The 16,708-nt window shown below is 71.4% G+C and carries 19 protein-coding genes; 6 read left to right on the plus strand and 13 right to left on the minus strand.

Going from position 1 to position 16,708, the window contains the following annotated elements; all coding sequences use genetic code 11:
• The first annotated feature begins 3 nt into the window (after positions 1-3).
• Complete coding sequence (locus H030_RS35350) at positions 4-951, plus strand: 1-phosphofructokinase family hexose kinase (protein WP_051223769.1); 948 nt, start codon at positions 4-6, stop codon at positions 949-951.
• 32 nt (positions 952-983) lie between these two features.
• The gene (locus H030_RS0126050; RefSeq protein ID WP_027008292.1) at positions 984-1,742 is read left to right on the plus strand and encodes a DeoR/GlpR family DNA-binding transcription regulator; all 759 of its coding nucleotides are present in this window, start codon (positions 984-986) and stop codon (positions 1,740-1,742) included.
• On the opposite strand, the gene H030_RS35355 is transcribed toward H030_RS0126050, so the two are convergent.
• The 5 genes from H030_RS35355 to H030_RS0126075 are packed head-to-tail and all read right to left on the minus strand — an operon-like array spanning position 1,700 to position 7,030.
• On the minus strand, positions 1,700-2,956 hold the full coding sequence (locus H030_RS35355) for an ABC transporter ATP-binding protein (RefSeq protein WP_051223770.1): 1,257 nt from the start codon (positions 2,954-2,956) through the stop codon (positions 1,700-1,702). The two genes, H030_RS0126050 and H030_RS35355, sit on opposite strands and share 43 nt — an antisense overlap.
• A gap of 15 nt (positions 2,957-2,971) precedes the next feature.
• Complete coding sequence (locus tag H030_RS0126060) at positions 2,972-3,805, minus strand: carbohydrate ABC transporter permease (RefSeq protein WP_231398542.1); 834 nt, start codon at positions 3,803-3,805, stop codon at positions 2,972-2,974.
• A complete protein-coding gene (locus H030_RS0126065; RefSeq protein ID WP_027008294.1) occupies positions 3,802-4,788 on the minus strand; it encodes a carbohydrate ABC transporter permease in 987 nt (328 codons plus the stop codon). Before H030_RS0126065 ends, H030_RS0126060 begins: the two co-directional genes overlap by 4 nt.
• Before the next feature lie 2 nt (positions 4,789-4,790).
• On the minus strand, positions 4,791-6,089 hold the full coding sequence (locus H030_RS35360; protein WP_051223771.1) for an ABC transporter substrate-binding protein: 1,299 nt from the start codon (positions 6,087-6,089) through the stop codon (positions 4,791-4,793).
• A 26-nt stretch (positions 6,090-6,115) separates the two neighbouring features.
• Positions 6,116-7,030 (minus strand): SIS domain-containing protein, encoded by a 915-nt coding sequence (locus H030_RS0126075; RefSeq protein ID WP_027008295.1) that lies wholly within the window; start codon positions 7,028-7,030, stop codon positions 6,116-6,118.
• A 70-nt stretch (positions 7,031-7,100) separates the two neighbouring features.
• Between H030_RS0126075 and H030_RS0126080 the strand changes: the two genes are divergently transcribed.
• Positions 7,101-7,826 (plus strand): endo alpha-1,4 polygalactosaminidase, encoded by a 726-nt coding sequence (locus H030_RS0126080; RefSeq protein WP_027008296.1) that lies wholly within the window; start codon positions 7,101-7,103, stop codon positions 7,824-7,826.
• A gap of 3 nt (positions 7,827-7,829) precedes the next feature.
• Here the strand turns inward: H030_RS0126080 and H030_RS35365 are convergent, their stop codons facing one another.
• Positions 7,830-8,162 carry a hypothetical protein gene (locus tag H030_RS35365; RefSeq protein WP_051223772.1) on the minus strand — a complete coding sequence of 111 codons (333 nt, stop codon included), beginning with the start codon at positions 8,160-8,162 and terminating at the stop codon, positions 7,830-7,832.
• A 28-nt stretch (positions 8,163-8,190) separates the two neighbouring features.
• Here H030_RS35365 and H030_RS0126090 point away from each other — a divergent pair, with 28 nt between their 5' ends.
• Together H030_RS0126090 and H030_RS0126095 are read left to right on the plus strand one after the other, a co-directional pair.
• A complete protein-coding gene (locus tag H030_RS0126090) occupies positions 8,191-8,628 on the plus strand; it encodes a hypothetical protein (RefSeq protein ID WP_027008297.1) in 438 nt (145 codons plus the stop codon).
• An 89-nt stretch (positions 8,629-8,717) separates the two neighbouring features.
• Positions 8,718-9,080, plus strand: coding sequence for a hypothetical protein (locus H030_RS0126095; protein WP_155892283.1), 363 nt, complete (start codon positions 8,718-8,720; stop codon positions 9,078-9,080).
• A 257-nt stretch (positions 9,081-9,337) separates the two neighbouring features.
• Here H030_RS0126095 and era read toward each other — a convergent pair whose 3' ends face one another.
• From era to H030_RS35370, 4 genes are read right to left on the minus strand one after another with little or no spacing between them, the layout of a single operon-like run.
• Positions 9,338-10,231, minus strand: coding sequence for a GTPase Era (gene era / locus H030_RS0126100; RefSeq protein ID WP_231398543.1), 894 nt, complete (start codon positions 10,229-10,231; stop codon positions 9,338-9,340).
• On the minus strand, positions 10,228-10,611 hold the full coding sequence (gene ybeY, locus H030_RS0126105) for an rRNA maturation RNase YbeY (protein ID WP_231398544.1): 384 nt from the start codon (positions 10,609-10,611) through the stop codon (positions 10,228-10,230). Before ybeY ends, era begins: the two co-directional genes overlap by 4 nt.
• A 20-nt stretch (positions 10,612-10,631) precedes the next feature.
• Positions 10,632-11,630, minus strand: coding sequence for a PhoH family protein (locus tag H030_RS0126110; protein ID WP_027008301.1), 999 nt, complete (start codon positions 11,628-11,630; stop codon positions 10,632-10,634).
• Positions 11,627-12,058, minus strand: coding sequence for a GatB/YqeY domain-containing protein (locus tag H030_RS35370; protein ID WP_035129848.1), 432 nt, complete (start codon positions 12,056-12,058; stop codon positions 11,627-11,629). Before H030_RS35370 ends, H030_RS0126110 begins: the two co-directional genes overlap by 4 nt.
• Between H030_RS35370 and H030_RS0126125 the strand changes: the two genes are divergently transcribed.
• Positions 12,048-13,115 (plus strand): C40 family peptidase, encoded by a 1,068-nt coding sequence (locus H030_RS0126125; RefSeq protein WP_155892284.1) that lies wholly within the window; start codon positions 12,048-12,050, stop codon positions 13,113-13,115. The genes H030_RS35370 and H030_RS0126125 overlap by 11 nt on opposite strands.
• Here the strand turns inward: H030_RS0126125 and H030_RS35375 are convergent.
• The 3 genes from H030_RS35375 to H030_RS0126140 all read right to left on the minus strand — a co-directional run bounded on the left by H030_RS35375 (position 13,087) and on the right by H030_RS0126140 (position 16,660).
• Positions 13,087-14,424, minus strand: a complete 1,338-nt coding sequence (locus H030_RS35375; protein ID WP_051223774.1) for an NAD(P)/FAD-dependent oxidoreductase — start codon at positions 14,422-14,424, stop codon at positions 13,087-13,089. The genes H030_RS0126125 and H030_RS35375 overlap by 29 nt on opposite strands.
• Positions 14,425-14,434: 10 nt before the next feature.
• Positions 14,435-15,775 (minus strand): APC family permease, encoded by a 1,341-nt coding sequence (locus H030_RS35380; protein WP_231398545.1) that lies wholly within the window; start codon positions 15,773-15,775, stop codon positions 14,435-14,437.
• Positions 15,776-16,033: 258 nt separating this feature from the next.
• Positions 16,034-16,660: a hypothetical protein gene (locus H030_RS0126140; RefSeq protein WP_155892285.1), complete on the minus strand. Its 627-nt coding sequence runs from the start codon at positions 16,658-16,660 to the stop codon at positions 16,034-16,036.
• Positions 16,661-16,708: the final 48 nt, after the last annotated feature.

A 16,708-nucleotide genomic window follows, 5' to 3' on the forward strand; every position in this document is an offset into this window, starting at 1 on the left:
ACCATGATCGTCTGTGCCGCCCCGAACCCCTCCATCGACAAGCTGTTCATCGTCTCCGACGTCAGCGTCGGCGAGATCCACCGCCCGGACCGCCTCATCACCCGCGCCGGCGGCAAGGGCCTCAACGTCGCCCGCGCGGCCCACACGCTCGGCGCCGACGTCGTCGCCGTCGCGCTGCTCGCCGGCCACGCCGGCCGCTGGATCGCCGACGAGCTGATCGAGCAGGGCGTCAGGGTCGAGACCGTCTGGGGCGAGGGCGAGACCCGCTCCTCGCTCTCCGTCGCCCACGCCGGCGGGCAGATGACCGAGTTCTACGAGCGCGGCGTCAACCCCGGCCCGGTGGCCTGGGAGACGTTCGTCGCCGCGGTCCGCGCGACCGTCCGCGGCGGCGCGCGCTGGCTGTCGATCTCCGGCTCGATGCCGCCCCACATCGCGGCCGAGGACGCCGCGCTGCTCGTCCACGCCGGCCACGAGGCCGACGCGCTCGTCGCCGTCGACCAGCACGACGCCACCCTCGCCGCCGCGCTCGCCGCGGGCCCGGACCTCGTCAAGGTCAACCAGCACGAGGCGCGCGACCTCACCGGCCACGACGACCCCGCGACCGCCGCCGCGGCGCTGCGCGACCGCGCGATCGCGGGCGGCGCCGACGCCGCCCACGCGCTCGCGGTCGTCACGCTCGGCGCCGAGGGCGCGCTGATGCTCACGCCCGACGGCCGCACGATCCACGGCGACCTCGACGTCGTCGCGCCCTACCCGACCGGCTCCGGCGACTCGTTCCTCGCCGGCCTGCTCTCCGCCAACGACGCGGGCTCCGACTGGCCCGACGCGCTGGCCGTCGCGCTCGGCGCCGCCACCGCCAACGCCGAGGCCGAGGGCGCCGGGACCTTCGACGCCGCCCGCGCCCGCGCGCTGGCCGAGCGCGCACGAGGACGCGTGACCGTCAACGCATGAGCGCGACCGAGGAACCGCGTACGCTGCGCCCGATGAACCGCGCCGAGCGACTGGGAGCCATCCTGCAGGCGCTCTCGGAACGCGGGAACGTGGACGTCGAGGACCTCACGCGCGACCTCGACGTCTCCCCCGCCACCGTGCGCCGGGACCTGCAGGCGCTGCACGAGCAGCGCCTGCTGGAGCGCACCCACGGCGGCGCGGTCGCGATCGGCGGGTTGTACGAGCTGCCGATGCGCTACCGCTCCTCACGCCAGCGCGAGGAGAAGCTGCGGATCGCGCAGGCCGCGATGGCCCACGTCCGGGACGGCATGTCGATCGCGCTGACCGGCGGGACCACCACGACCGAGATCGGCCGCGCGCTCGTCGCCTATGAGGAGCTGACGGTCGTGACCAACGCCATCAACATCGCCGCCGAGCTGGCCGTGCGCTCCAACATCCGCCTCGTCGTCACCGGCGGCGTGGCGCGCAGCGCGTCGTTCGAGCTGGTCGGCCCGCTGGCCGAGTCGGTCCTGCAACAGCTTCATGTCGACCTCGCGTTCGTCGGCGTCGACGGCATCGGCGCCAGGACCGGCCTGTCGACGCACCGCGAGGTCGAGGCGCACACGAACCGCATCATGGCCGAGCGCGCGCAGCGCGTGATCGCCGTCGCCGACGGCACGAAGGTCGGCGCGACCGCCCTGGCGCGCATCTGCGGCGCCGACGCGATCCACGGCCTGATCACGACCGCCGACGCGGACGCCGACGAGCGTCAGGCGCTCGCGGCGCTCGGGGTCGACGTCGAGTTGGTGTAGGACTCGCCCGGCGCGGCGCCGCCCGCGCCCGCCGTGCCCGCGGTCAGCGACTCCCCCGTCGCGCAGTCGAACGCGTGCAGCTGCGTGTGGTCGACGCGCAGCGTCACCGCGTCGCCCGCCCGGACCAGCCGGCGCCCGCCAAGCACGGCGGTGAAGCGCGCGCAGTCGTCGTCGGCCAGCAGCAGCGCGTCGGCGTCGTCGCCCTCGGCGTCGGCCGCCGCCCGGACCGCGTCCGCGGTGACCCGCGGCGCCTGGACCTTGAACGACGCGTGCATCTCGTCGCCGAGATGTTCGACAAGATCGAGCGCGACCGGCAGCGCCGGCCAGCCCGCCTCGGCCCGCGGGCCGTCGAGCTCGAGCGCGCTCGGCCGGATCCCCAGGATCACCTTGCCGCTCAGCCCGCTCAGCGACGACCCCGCCGGCAGCGCCAGCTCGTGCTCGGCGAACGCGACGACACGGCCGCCGTCGCGCACCTCGGCCTCGACGAGGTTCATCGCGGGCGACCCGATGAACGCGGCTACGAACAGGTTCGCCGGGCGTTCATACAGCACTTGCGGGTGGTCGCTCTGCTGCACGACGCCGTCGCGTAGGACGACAACTCGGTCGCCCAGCGTCATCGCCTCGACCTGGTCGTGGGTCACGTAGACCGTCGTGGTCCTCAGGCGGTCGTGCAGCCGCGCCAGCTCGCTGCGCATCGACGTCCGCAGCTTGGCGTCGAGGTTCGACAGCGGCTCGTCGAGCAGGAACGCCGCGGGCTCGCGCACGAGCGCGCGGCCGATCGCCACGCGCTGGCGCTGGCCGCCGGACAGCTGCGCCGGGCGCCGGTGCATCAGCTCCCCGAGGCCGAGCATCGCGCCGACCTCCTCGACGCGCCGAGCGATCTCGGCCCTCGCGGTCCTGCGTTGCTTCAGCCCGAAGCCCAGGTTCTCGCGCACGCTCATGTGCGGGTACAACGCGTAGTTCTGGAAGACCATCGCGATGTCGCGGTCTGGCGGCGCGACGTCGGTGACGTCGCGGCCGGCGATGTGGATCGACCCCGCGGTCACCTCCTCCAGCCCCGCGATCATCCGCAGCAGCGTCGACTTGCCGCAGCCCGACGGCCCGACGAGGACGACGAACTCGCCCTCGCCGACGTCCAGCGAGACGTCACGCACGGCATCGACGCCGTTGTCGTACGTCTTCCAGACGTTGTTGATGTTGATGCCCTGGGTCATCTCGAGACTCCCTACCTAGCCCTTCACCGCCGACGAGGCGAGCGAGCGGACGAACGTCTTCTGCGCGGCCAGGAAGGCCAGTAGCACCGGCAGCGTGGCGAGCACGTTGGCCGCCATGATCGCGGACTCGTTGGTCTGCGTCCGGCTCTTGAAGCTCGCGATCCCCAGCGGCAGCGTGTCGCGCGTCTCCGAGGACAGCGCGATCGCCGGCCACGACACGTCGTTCCAGGTCACCAGGAACGTGATCACCGCGACCGTCGACAGCGCCGGGCGCGCCAGCGGCAGCACGATCGTCCACAGGATCTTCCAGCGCGAGCAGCCGTCGATCCACGCCGCCTCCTCGACCTCGCGGGGCAAGGACAGGAAGAACTGGCGCAGCAGGAACACGCCGAACGGCAGCACCAGCGACGGGACGATCACCGCGCCGAGCGTGTCGATCAGGTGCAGCCTCTCCATGATGATGAACGTCGGGATCAGCGTCAGCTGGTAGGGGATCAGCAAGGTCCCCAACATGATCGCCAGCAGCAGGCGCGAGCCGCGGAAGGCCAGCCGCGCGAACGCATAGCCGGCCATCGAGCAGAACACCAGGTTGGCCGCGACGCAGACGAGGCTGACGATCGCCGAGTTCAGGAACCACGTCGGCAGCTCGGCGTTGGCGAACAGGTAGCTGTAGCCGTCGGTGTGCAGCGAGCCCGGGATGATCGTCGGCGGGAACCGGTTGAGCTGCTGGTTGTTCATGAACGACGCGAGCAGCATCCACACCAGCGGCGCGGCCAGCAGCGCGGTCGCGGGCGCGAGCACGAGGTGCCACGGGTCGAACGGCAGGCGGCGGCGCAGCGCGGCGATCACGCGGTCGCCCTCGCGATCCGGCGGGTCCGCACGTGCGCGGCGCCCCAGGCGAGCAGCGTGACGAGCATCAGCCCGCCGGCGACCACGAACGCCGCGGCCGCGCCGGTCCCGTAGGCGACGTCGCGGATCGAGCGGTAGATGTAGTACACGACCACGACCGTCGACTGGCCGGGGCCACCGGAGGTCGAGCCGTAGACGATGTCGAAGAGCTGGATCGCCTCGACGGTCTGCCACAGCAGCAGGAACACGAGGACGGGCGCCAGCGCCGGGAGCGTCACGTGGCGGAAGATCCCCCAGCGCCGCGCGCCGTCGATCGCGGCGGCCTCGCTCAGCTCCTTCGGGACGTCCTGGAGCGCGGCGAGGAAGACGACCGCGCAGAACGAGATGCACGAGGTCCCGGCCCAGAGGCTGGCGAGGACCAGCAGCAGCAAGGCCTGCGTGCCGTCGGCGAAGAACGGCTGCGGCGCGAGGCCGAGCTTGTCGAGCAGCGCGTTGGCGACGCCGAACTGGTCGTCGAAGATGAAGGAGAACAGGACGCCCTGGATCGTGGCGCTGACGACGACCGGGACGAACGCGAGCGTCCGGTAGACCCCGATGAACTTGATCCGGCGGTTGAGCGCGAGTGCCAGCAGCAGCCCGCCGCCGATGCTGAGCGGGACGAACAGCGCCGTGTAGAGCAGCGTGTGGTCGACCGCGCCGGTGAAGGCGGGGTCGTCGAAGAGGTCCTTGTAGTTCTGGAGCCCGACGTACTTGGTGGTCTCGGCGATCGGGTCCTTGTCCTGCGCGCTCAGCAACGCCGACCACACCAGCGGCACGATCGCCAACCCGATGATGATGATCACCGCGGGCATGACGTAGAGCCACGCGGTCGGCGTCGCGCCGAACACCCGCTGGGCGAGCGATCGACGCGGCGCCGGCCGCTGCGCCCCGGCGCCGGAGCGCTCGGGGGCGCGACGCGGCGCCTGGGCGAAGACCGTGCCCACGATCAGGAGCCCGAGAGCGCCCTGTTGCCGCCGGCCACCGCGTCGTTCAGCGCGTCCTGCGGCTGCTTCTGGCCCAGCAGCACGCCGGTGATCGCCTGGCCGAAGGCCTCGCTGAGCTTCGGATAGGCCTCGACCGTCGGGCGCACGCGGGCGGTGTCGAGCTGGTCGACGAAGTCCTGCACGCCGACGACCTTGGCGGCGTGGTCCTTCCAGACCTGCTGCTCGGCGGAGCTGTGGCGCAGCGGCAGCGAGCCGGCGTCGATGTCCCAGACCGCGTCCTGCTCGGGCTGGGTCAGCCACTGCGCGAACGTCTCGACGGCGGCGCTCTTGGCCTTGCCGTTGTTGAACAACATCCACGTGTCGGGGCCGGAGATCGTCACCTGCTGGCCGCCGTAGGTCGGCATCGGGACGACACCGTAGTCGACCTTGGCGCTGTTGATGTCGGGCAGCTCCCACGGGCCGGTCGGGACCATGGCCATGCGGTTGTTGTTGAACACGCGGTACATCTGCTCGGAGCCGGTCGTCTTGTCGAGGTAGACCGACCTGTCCTGCTGGAGCTGCTGGGCGGTCGTCAGCGCCTTGAGGCCGGACGCGCCCTGGTAGCCGACGGACCTGCCGTCGCTGGAGAGCACGTCGCCGCCGGCGCTCCAGACCATCGGCCAGATGCGCCAGACGGTGTCCTCGTCGCCGGTTGCGGGCCAGCCGGTCCCGAAGGTCCCCTTCGAGGAGTTGGTCAGCTTCTTGGCGGTGGCGACGAAGTCGTCCCACGTCCACGGCGCCCTGGGCAGCGGGACGCCCGCGTCCTTGAAGAGCCTCTTGTTGTAGACGACGGCGAGCGCGTCGATGTCGGACGGGACCGCGCGGACCTTGCCGTCGATCGTCACCGTCTCGCGGGCGGCCTGGTAGAAGTCGCTCCAGTTCCAGCCGGGCTGCTTGACGACGTCGGTGAGGTCGAGCACCCTCGGGCTGCGCGCGAGGTTCGCGGCGTTGGACCCGAAGATGTAGGCCATGTCGGGGTACTTGCCGCCGGCCAGCGCGGTCGTGACCTTCTGGAGCAGCGCGTCGGACGGCGCGCCGACCTCGGAGTTGACATGGATCCTCGGGTGGGTCGCGTTGAACCTGCCGACGAGCTGGTTGAACACCTTGGCGGCGGACTGGTTCTGCCCGTGCCAGACGGTGATGCTGACGGTCTTGTTGGTGTCGTTGGCGGCGTTGTCGCTGCTGCTGCCGCCGCAGGCGGCGAGGCCGGTGGTCAGGCCCGCGGCGGCCACGATCGCGGCCACCGCCTTCATGCTCTTCATGGCGCTGTCTCTCCTCCAGATGGGCGCTAGTGCAGGGGCTCGAGGTCGTGGTCGGGCAGGATGACCGACCGCGTCAGGTTGCGCGGGCGGTCGGGGTCGAGTTGGTGGTGTTGGGCCAGCGCGACCGCCGTGCGCTGGATCTGGACGAGCGTGGCGAGCGGGTCGCGATCGTGGGCGATCACGGTCGCGCCGGTGCGCGCGAGCTCTTCCTGTAGGGGTTGGTCGAGCGGGTCGAGCGACCAGACGACGCGGCCGGGCGCGGCGATCGCGATCGGGCCGTGGCGGTACTCGAACAGCGGGTAGCTCTCGGTCCACGCCTGGGCGGCCTCGCGCATCTTCAGGGCGGCCTCGGCGGCGAGGCCGACGGTCCAGCCGCGGCCGAGGAAGGTCCACTGGTCGTAGGCGGCGAGGTCGGCGATCGGGAGCGGGTCGGCGAGGGCCTGGGCGCCGTCGTGGGCTGCGGTGGCCGCCGCTCCGGGTGCGACGTGCTCTCGCAGGAGCGTCAGCGCCGAGGTCGCGAAGCGGGTCTGGACGACCGACTCCTCGTCGGCGAAGTCGAGGACGATCGTGGCGTCGGCGGCGTGCGCGACGGGCGTGTCGTCGACCGCGACGAGCGCGGTCGAGCGGTCGGCGAGGTCGTGACCGGTGAGCGCGTGGGCGACCTCGGAGGTCGTGCCGGAGCGCGAGATCGCGACGACCGCGTCGTAGCGGCGGCCGGAGCCGTGGGGCAGCTCGGAGGCGGCGAAGGCGTCGGTCGGGCCGAGCCCGGCGCGTTCGCGCAGCGTCGCGTAGGCCTGGGCGACGAACCAGGAGGTGCCGCAGCCGATCGCGAGCACCCGCTCGCCGGGGCGCGGGAGGTCGCTCGTGTGGTCCGCCGCCAGGGCCGCGGCACGCGGCCACAGCGCGGGCTGCGTGGCGATCTCGTCTCCCGTGATGCTCATTTGTGCATGAATACATGGTGAAACGATCAAAAGCAAGCACGATCGTGTTGGGGTCAGAATGGAGGGACCGATGCTGCTGCCGCCTGCCAACGCCGTGTTCGACTACCAGCTCGGGGGCGCCTACGCGCCTGCCGCCGAGGTCCGGATCGTGGACCGCGACCGCGCGGCGCCGCCGGTTCCCGGCCTGTACAGCGTCTGCTACGTCAACGCGTTCCAGACGCAGCCGGCGGAGCTCGCGCACTGGCGGCGCGCGCATCCGGACCTGCTGTTGAAGAAGCACGGGCGGCCGGTCGTCGACGAGGCCTGGGGCGAGCGGCTGCTCGACACGTCGTCGGCGCGCAGGCGCCGCGCGCTGGCGAAGGTCGTGGGCTCATGGATCGACCGGTGCGCGCAGTCCGGGTTCCAGGCGGTCGAGCCCGACAACCTGGACTCCTACAGCCGTTCGAAGGGCGTCCTGACGTTGAGCGACAACAAGGCGTTCGCCTCCATGTTGATCCGCCGCGCCCACGACGATGGCCTGGCGATCGCGCAGAAGAACACGGCCGAGCTGGCTCCGGCCGGTCGCGCGCTGGGGTTCGACTTCGCGATCGCCGAGGAGTGCCAGGCCTACGGCGAGTGCGACACGTACATGAGGACCTACGGCGACGAGGTCTTCGAGGTCGAGTACCCCGACAACGGCGGCATCGCCGGGTTCCGGGCCGCGTGCCGGGCGCGCGGCGGCTCGATCTCGGTGCTCTACCGCGACCGCGACGTCCTCACGCCCGGGAGCAAGGGCTACATCAACGAGAGTTGTTGATGGTCATTCGCCCGCGGTGAAGGCGATCGCGCTGAGCGCGAGCTCCATCCACTCGTCGGGCTCGGCGGTGGCGTCGAGCCAGTCCTTCATCCCCATGCCCTTGCCGGACGGGTCGAAGCGCTCGCCGCCGCCGGAGGCGATCCGGGCGTCGACCTCCTCGGCGCCGATCCGGGCGACGATCCGCCCGCGCCAGATCGCGACGAAGATCCTGCCCTCGACCTTGGCGGCCGGGGTGCCGAACCACTTGCAGCGCTCGACGTCGCCGGCGACCGCGACCTCGTCGAGCACGTCGGCGAACGCGGCGAGGATCTCCGGGGCCTCGGGGTCGCGGGGCATGCGCCGATCCTATGGGTACGCCGATGGCATGGCCCGTCGTCTCGCCCCACCGCCGCTCGGCGATGATCCGATCGCCGCGCTGCGCTGGGTCCGCCGCGTCGAGATCGCCGCGGGGGTCCTCGCGTTCCCGGTCGCCGTCGTGTTCTGGGACACGCCGTGGTTGCGCTGGACGATGCTGGCGCTCGGCCTCCTCAGCCTCTCCCCCTGGCCCGGCGCCGCGGCGATCATCCGCCGCCACGAGCGCACCGGCCGGCCGACGACGACGCTCGGCCCGGAGGCCCGCCGAGCGCGCGCCCGCCGCGCCGGTCTGGCGACCATGGCCTACATCCTGGTCGGGTCGTTCGTGCTCGCGGCGGTCCTCGACGGCCCCGGCGCCGGCCTCGTCGTCGCGCTGATCGCGCTGGTCTGCTCGCTGCCGGGCGTGTGGTTGATGCTCCGCTCGACGCGCCGTGAAGCGGAGCGCTAGGCAAGGTTGGCGAACGCTGCGCGAGGGTGAGAGCATCGCGCGTCGACAGGCCCGGCATAGGGCCGGACCGCACCGCAAGGAGGCCTGCCATGGCCGATCGAGTGCTCGTCATCAGCTGGGGTCAGCCGGTTCGGGGGCGCGAGCAGCACGGGCTCGAGGTGCTCGCCGAAGCCACCGCGCTGTACGGCGAGCTGCAGGAAGGGGGCCGGATCGACAGCTTCGACCTCATCCTCATGGACCCCAACACGTTCATGAACGGCTGCTTCATCCTCCACGGCACCCACGCCCAGCTCGACGCCGTCCGCGAGGACATGCGCTTCCGCCGTTCCATCATCGACGCCGAGCTGGTCGTCGACAACCTCACCCTCACCTCCGGCTACACCGCCGAAGGCATCGAGCAGACCCTGCCCCTCTACACCGACGCCGTCGAACGCATCCCCCAGATGGCCTGACCACCCGGGCGCGCCGCCCAGCGGCGCGCCCTGGTCGGCGCACACCTACAACAATCGCCGCGCGCCGCGAAGTTGATGACTTGCTCGACCACGACGCCCGGCGGAGAGCGCGACGCCGGCGGTGCCGGAGCGACAACACACCGGTTGCGAAACGCCGGCAGAGCAGCTCAGGCCGACCGCCCCGCAGCGGTCGCGCCACCGCGACGACGAGGCGCGTGTAGCGAGGACGGCGGAGAGCGCGGCGCGCCGGGGTGGCGTTAGTTGTCGAAGCCGAGGCGGTCGAGGAGGGCGTCGTCGCCGCGCCAGCCGCGGCGGACGCGGACTTGGAGGTCGAGGTGGACCTTGGTGCCGAGGTCGCGTTGGAGCTCCTTGCGGGCGGCGGTGCCGATGGCGCGGATCATCTTGCCGCCGGCGCCGACGAGGATGCCCTTCTGGGACTCGGTCTCCACCCACGCCCTGGCGCGCACGACCGTCAGGTCCTCGCGCTCGGTGTCGACCTCTTCCACGACGACCTCGACCGCGTGCGGGACCTCTTCGAACGTCCGGCGCAGGATCTGCTCGCGGATCAGCTCGGCGAGGTGGACGAACGGCGACAGGTCGCTCAGCTCGTCCGCGCCGAACAGGAACGGCGACTCCGGCACGACGCGGAAGAGGTAATCGGCCAGCGACTCGACCCCCGTCCCCTTGCGCGCGCTGATCGGGAAGATCTCGTCGGCGATCCCCAGCTCGCCCGCGGCCTCGAGCGCGAGGATCGTGTGCGGCCGGTCCAGCCGGTCGACCTTGTTGACCGCGATGACCACCGGGCACGGCGCGTTCCTCAGCAGGTTGGCGATCCAGCGGTCGCCCGGACCCACGCCCTGCTCGGCGTTCAACACCATCAACGCGACGTCGGTCTCGCTCAGCTCGCGCTCGACGCGCCGCTGCATCCGCTCGGTCAGGTTGTCCAGCGGCCTCTGCACGCCCGGCAGGTCGGTCAGGATCAGCTGCGCGTCATCGCGCGTCGCCACGCCGCGGATCGCGCGGCGCGTCGTCTGCGGCTTGTCGGACACGATCGCGACCTTCTGGCCGACGATCGCGTTGACCAGCGTGGACTTGCCGACGTTCGGCCGCCCCGCCAGCGCGATCAGCCCAGCACGGGTCTCGGGGCTCACCACGACAGGATCTCCCCCTGCACGGCCAGCATCTCGCCCTCATCGGTCTCGTGATCCATCCCCACAAGGTGTAGCGCGCCGTGCACGATCGCCTCGCGGATGTTCACGGTGCGCGGCGGGCAGATCACGACGTCGCCCAGCTCACGCGGACCAACAACATCAACTTCATCCTCGTCGATCGGGAAGGACAACACGTCGGTCGGCCCCTCTTTGGAGCGCCACTCCTCGTTCAGCTCCGCGATCCGCTCCTCGGAGACGAACGACACGGCAACGTGGCCGTCGAACACACCGGCGGTCGCGACGGCGAGCGACACCAGCCGGATGATCTCAGACTCGACCGGCAGGTCGGATCGGCCCGCCGCCAGCTCGGCGTCGAGCACCTCCACCTCGAGCGCGGGCATCAAGCGCGCTTGCGCTCGCCCGCGCCGCTGCCCGCGCTGCGCAGGTCCGGCGCCGCAGCCTGGTCGTGCGCGTCGTAGGCCTCGACGATCCGCTGCACCAGCCGGTGCCGGACCACGTCGCCGCCGCCGAAGCGCACGAAGTCGACGCCGTCGACCTCCTCCAGGATGTCGCCGACCACGATCAGCCCGGACTTCTCGTTGCGCGGCAGGTCGACCTGCGTGATGTCGCCGGTGATGACCATCTTCGACCCGAACCCGAGCCGCGTCAGGAACATCTTCATCTGCTCGGGCGTCGTGTTCTGGGCCTCGTCGAGGATCACGAACGAGTCGTTCAGCGTCCGCCCGCGCATGAACGCCAGCGGCGCGACCTCGATCACGCCCTTCTCCAGGAACCCGGCGACCTTCTCCGGATCCAACATGTCGTTCAACGCGTCGAACAGCGGTCGCAGGTACGGGTCGATCTTGGCCATCAGGTCGCCCGGCAGGAAGCCGAGCCGCTCGCCCGCCTCGACGGCCGGGCGAGTCAAGATGATGCGGTTGACCTCCTTGCGCGCGAGCGCGGCCGCGGCCATCGCCACCGCCAGGAAGGTCTTGCCGGTGCCGGCCGGCCCGATGCCGAACGTCACGGTGTTGGCGCGGATCGAATCCACGTACCTCTTCTGGTTGACCGACTTCGGCGCGATCTTCGCGCTGCGATGCCGCCACACGACGTCCTCGAGCACCTTGGCCGGCGACTCGTGCTGGTCCAGCGCGCTGGTCACCGCATCCAACGTCCCCGGCGTGATCTGGTGCCCGCCCTGGATCAGCTCGGCCAGCTCCCGGACCACGACCGCGGCGTTCGCCACGGCCTCCGCCTCGCCCTCCAAGGTCACCAAGTTCCCGCGCAGGAACAGCTCGCAGTCGACGTGCGACTCCAGCTGGCGCAGCACCGCGTCATGCGTGCCGCTCAGCGCGGCCGCGACGTCGTTGGAAAGCTCGATCTGGCGCCGGACGCTCATGCCAGCGCCTCCCGCACCAGCCCGCTGATCCGCTTGCCGTCCGCGCGCCCGCCGGCTTTCTCGACGGCGACCTTCATCACGCCGCCCATGTCCTTCGGCGTGGTCGCGCCGGTCTCGGCGATCGCGTCGGCCACGATCGCGCGCAGCTCCTCGTCGCCCAGCTCCGCCGGGAGGTAGCCCTGGATGACCGCCGCCTCGGACTCCTCGCCCTCGGCCAGCTCGGCGCGGCCCGCGTCCCGGAAGGCGGCAGCGGACTCCAAGCGGCGCTTGCGCTCACGGCGCAGGATCGCCTGCTCGTCGTCGTTGCCGTCCTTGGCGGCCTTCTGCAACTCGGACAGGACGAGCCGCAGCGCGCCGACGCGCGCCTTCTCGCCCGCCTTCATGGCGGTCGTGAGATCCTGCTTGACGCTGTCCGCGATGCTGCTCATGTCCCTCGATTGTAGGCCGCACCATCGGACGCTCCCACGCCTCGCGGCCGGGGCGTGCGTCCTGCTGACCTTCCTGACGGCGTTCCTCCTGCACACGGCGCCCGCCCGCGCGGTCAGCATCGGGACATGGAACCTCGCCGAGCAGCACGACGTCCGGGTCGCCGGGCTGCTGCACGACCTCCCCGACGGCGGCTTCCACGGCGAGCGCCCGCTGGCCGGGACCGAGCTCCGCGACGCCCTCGGCGCGCTCGCGACCACGCTCGGCGTCCCGCGCATCCCGGCGATCCCCGACGGCAGCGTGAGCGTCGCGGGCTTCGACCGCCTGCTCGCCGGCCAGCTCGGCGTGGCGGACACCGCGGCCCAGGTCCAGCACGAGCTGTGGAAGGCCGGCCTGGACCCCGCGCCCGCCCTCGGCTTCGAGGTCGTCGCCCGCGCCCTGGGCCTACGCGACAACCACCCGGCGAACCAGGAGCGCTTCGAGCTCTACCCCACGCAGGCGATCACCCGCGCCGAGGCCGCGCACTCGCTCGCGGTCGCCATCAGGTGGAAGGGCACCGCCGCGCAGTGGGCCCAGGACTACTTCACCAACTTCCTGCTGCCGGACGACACGAGCGCGCAGCGGCAAGTCCTACGTCTTGCGATCGCCAAGATCGGCATGCCCTACATCTGGGGCGGCGAGACCGACACGGCGTCGGCGTACTTCGGCGGCCAGGTCCACGGCGGCTACGACTGCTCCGGCTTCGTCTGGCGCGTCTTCAAGTTGGGGCACTTGACCTGGGGCGCGCAGATCCACGGCCGCACCGCCGCCCAGCAGGCCGCCGAGATCCCCAAGCAGCAACGCATACGCCTCGACGACGTCCACCCCGCCGACCTGGTGTTCTTCGGGCCTGGCCGCTTCTGGCAGCGCGCGACCGAGCGCCGGATCGTCCACGAGGGCATCGCGCTCAGCCCCGACTGGATGGTCCACTCCAGCGGCCAAGGGGTCTACATCAGCCAGCTCCGGCTCGACCCCTGGCGCGCCAGGCGCTTCAGCTGGGCTCGGCGAGTGCTTCCGTAGTCTCGGTGGCGACCCCGCCGGCGTCGTCGGCGCCCAGCGCGGGCGCGCGGCCGAGGTTGCCCAGCTCGGACGTGTCGCGCCCGAACAGCAGCTGGATGTTCCAGTCGATCAGCAGCCGCCACTTGCGCTTGCCGCCCGGCAGCATCGCCAGGTGGTAGGACCGCGCCAGCCACCACGCGGGCGCGCCGCGCCAGCGGATCCCGAGCGTCGTCGCCACGGCCTGCCCCTGGCCCATGTCCACGAACACGCCCTTGGTCTTGAACGTGAACGGCCTGACCTTGCCCGAGCCGATCGCCGCCGCGACGTTCCTGCCCGCGACCTTGCCCTGCCGGATCGCGTGCTGCGCGGTCGGCGGCGTCGATCTCTGGCCCTTCTTGGCCGGGTCCGGGACCGCGGCCGCGTCGCCCAGCGCCCACACGCTGTCGTAGCCGTCGACGCGCAGCGTCTTGTCGACCCTGATGCGCCCGGCGTCGTCGAGCGGCAGCCCGAGGTTGGCGATCACCGGCGACGGCTTGACGCCCGCCGTCCAGACCAGCGTCTTGGTCGGGACGACCTCGCCGCCCGACAGCGTGACCTCGTCCTCGCGGACCTCGTCGAGCGTCGTCGAGGTCCGGATCGCGATCCCGCGCCCGCGCAGCTCGCGCGAGGCGAAGTCGGCCAGCGGCCTCGGGATCTCGGGCATCACCTGGTCGCGCGCCTCGACGAGGATCCAGCGCATGCCCTGCGTGCGGCAGCGCGGGTAGAGGTCGATGACGTCGGCCGCGAAGTCCTGCAGCTCGGCGAGCCCTTCCAGGCCCGCGTAGCCGGCGCCGACGAACACGTAGGTCAACCACTTCTTGCGCTCGGCCGGGTCCTCGAGCGTCTCGGCGATCTCCAGCGTCCGCAGGACGTGGTTGCGCAGCCGGATCGCCTCCGGCAGCGACTTGAAGCCGATGCCGTACTCGGCCAGGCCCGGGATCGGGAGCGTCCGGGAGACGGAGCCCAGCGCCACGATCAGGTGGTCGTAGGCCAGCTCCTCGGTCGTGCCCTTCAGCGTCTTGACCGTGACGGTCTTCGCCTCCGGGTCGCCGCCGACGACGCTGCCCAGCCGCAGGTGCGTGCGCTTGAGCTCCTCGCGCAGCGGGACCACGACGTGGCGCGGCTCCAGCGTCCCGGCCGCCGCGCCCGGCAGCAGCGGCGTGTAGAGCATGAAGTTGACGTCGTTGACCAGCGTGATCCGCGCGGCCTGCGGCGGCAGCGCCCTTTCGAGCGCCCGCGCCGCGTAGAAGCCGCCGAACCCGCCGCCTGCGATGACCACGTGCCAAGCCATGGGATCGACCCTAGCGCCGCAGCGCGCGCCAGCGGGTGAGCACGTACGCGACAACGCCCAACAGGACCAGGACGGTCCCGGCGCGCACCGCGCTCGGCCCCGCCGCACCCGCCATCCAGATCGCGAAGGCCAGCGCCAGCGTCGCGGTGGCGACGCGGGGCTTGGAGACCTGGGCGGTCCCGGTGTCGTCGGTGAGCGCGTGCAGCAGCTCGGCGGCGACGCTCAACACGTAGCCGAAGACGTAGACGAAGGTGGACAACAACGCCAAGGTGGTGAACAACGACAGCGCGTCGCCCGCCGCGTTGGCGAGGATCAGGACGATCGCCAGCGCGGCGTTGACGATCAACGCGAGCACCGGGATCCCGCGCCGGTCGCGCGTGCCGGCGATCGGCGGGAAGACGCCGTCGCGCGCCGCGCCCGCGACCATCTCGGCGTTGACCATGTTCCAGCCGTTGAGCGAGCCGAGCGCGGAGAGCACCGCGACCGCCGCCATCGTCTTCGCCGCCCAGTCGCCGCCGAACAGCTCGCGCGCGGCGTCGGCGAACGGCGCGCTCGACTGCGCGAGCGTGTCCTGCGGGAGCGTCCCCTGCACCGCCAGCGTGCCCGCGAGGTAGAGCACGGCGACGCCGATCACGCCGCCGACGATCGCGCGCGGCACGTTCTTGTGCGGGTCCTTGACGCGGTCGGTCGCGACCGCCGCGCCCTCCATGCCCAGGAACGAGAACAGCAGCAGCGCGCAGCAGGCCGGCAGCGCGTGGGCGACCGAGCCGCCGTGCGCGGTGACGTGGCCGACGTTGCCGGAGTCGAACGTGAGCAGGCCGGCGACCGCGACGATCGCCAGCGCGGCGATCTTGATGATCGTGGTGCTCAGCACCGCCGCGCCGACCGAGCGCGTCCCGATCAGGTTGTTGAGGACCGGCAGGACGAGGATGACGCTCGAGAGCGCCAGCGTCGTGCCCTTCCCGTCGCCCGCGCCGATCAGCGTCGCGAGGTACCCGGCGCCGGCCACGCTGATCGTGGCGTGCCCGGTCCAGCCCTGGATCCAGTAGGTCCACGCGGCCAGGAACCCGGCGAACGGCCCGAACGCGTCGTCGGCGTAGCGGTAGGGCCCGCCGCTGCGGTCGGTGCGCCGGACCAGCTGCGCGAAGGCCAGCGCGATCGCGATCGACCCCGCGCCGACGATCACGAACGCCGGGATCGTCAGCCAGCCGTAGCTCGCGACCGCGGCCGGGATCCCGAAGATGCCGGTCCCGACGATCCCGCCGACGACGAGCGCGACGGTCGAGGGCAGGCCGAGGCGGTGCTGCTCAGGGACCGACTGCTCCGGAGGCGCGACGGCGTTCACCATCATGTCGGTGCCCACAGGGCGCCGGAGCTATGCGGAGAGCGCCACCGGACGCCGCCCGCAGAGCAGAAACCGACGTCGCACGCTCAACAAGACGCGCTGCCGACCACGACAAAGCGCGTGGAGTCCGCCTTTCGCACGGTTTCGCCGTGCTCGCGATGATGAGCGCGTCCGGGAGTCCTGCGCACAGCAGCCGGGCTGCGTGAAATGGGAGCCGGAGCGCATTACGCCAGCGTCGTGGCGGGGGAGTAGCTACGGTTGTCGCTACTCGTTGAGGTCGTCTCGACCGTCCATCGTTGCGAGTATTGCCGCGAGCGTCGTTGCGATGAGAACGACGCCCGAGCGCACGGCCGGCGGAATAGAGCCACCGCCGTTGTCTTCGATGAATTGAGCGAGGGCTTCGAGAACTGCTTGGAAGTGCACCACCAGAAGCACGCGCTGGCGCACGGTCAGTCGCGCGTACCACGGACTAGCTTCGTCCGCCGTCTCATCGATCTCAGCGTCTTCGAGTTCGGTGAGCGTGTCGTCAACCGCGGCGGCCCAAGCTTCGGGAACCGCTACCGGGACGGAGGCGATTGAATCCGCCATCGCACCCAGGGCCGCGCGCCACTCGTCGCGCGGCAACGTAACCCGAACAAAGAAGTCGTCCCAGTTCGCGGTCGGCAACCGTGTTGCTTCCTTCAGCGTCCTCACGACGTCCGGCGAAAGGGTCACCGACCTGCGGAACGACTCCAGGATCTCCGGCGACACGATCGCCGACCTGCGAAACGACTCCAAGATCTCCGGCGACACGATCGCCGACCTGCGAAACGACTCCAAGATCTCCGGCGACACGATCGCCGACGTTCGAAGCGTGTCTTGAATCCGCTTGAAGTCATACGGATTGGACATGTACATGGCTACGGTACGCCTCGCTGCGGACGGTCGTGCCACTTCAGC

Origin of the sequence: Conexibacter woesei Iso977N, assembly GCF_000424625.1 — a bacterium.
In the GTDB taxonomy this organism is placed as follows: Bacteria; Actinomycetota; Thermoleophilia; order Solirubrobacterales; family Solirubrobacteraceae; genus Baekduia; species Baekduia woesei_A.